This window comes from Mesorhizobium sp. M8A.F.Ca.ET.161.01.1.1, assembly GCF_004792105.1.
Classification (GTDB): Bacteria; Pseudomonadota; Alphaproteobacteria; order Rhizobiales; family Rhizobiaceae; genus Mesorhizobium.
The window spans coordinates 1-359 of record NZ_SRTD01000189.1; the positions used below are offsets into that span (position 1 = coordinate 1).

The window sequence follows — 359 nt, forward strand, 5'->3', positions numbered from 1 at the left end:
GCCTGCTCCTGCGGCACGCGGATGGCAACGGAGGTGAAGAGCCTGGCGAAGACCTTATATAGCGCAATACGGTCGCTGGAGGCTTCGGGAAGATATTGGTGTCGGCGATGATGGCTTCCAGCATCGCGGCGACCAGCGCGTCACCGCTCTCCTGCGATCCCGACACCGCGCGCGAGAAGCGGCGCAGGAACGGAAGATGCGGAGCGATGGTTGCGGACAAGCTCATTATTTACGTCTCCCTCAGATGACGTTGTTGTAGTCACAGGCTGTGCCTGCCCCGGCAAAACCAACGCCGGCTTTCTGAAAAAGTTCCGTTGGGCCTGGAACTAAATTAGGAAGCGGGCGTTTCGGGGGTTCGG

The 359-nt window shown here is 59.9% G+C and carries 1 pseudogene; it reads right to left on the bottom strand.

The window, feature by feature from the left end:
* Positions 1-226 (bottom strand): annotated as a pseudogene (locus EN804_RS35250) (response regulator); the annotation flags it as partial.
* Positions 227-359: the final 133 nt, after the last annotated feature.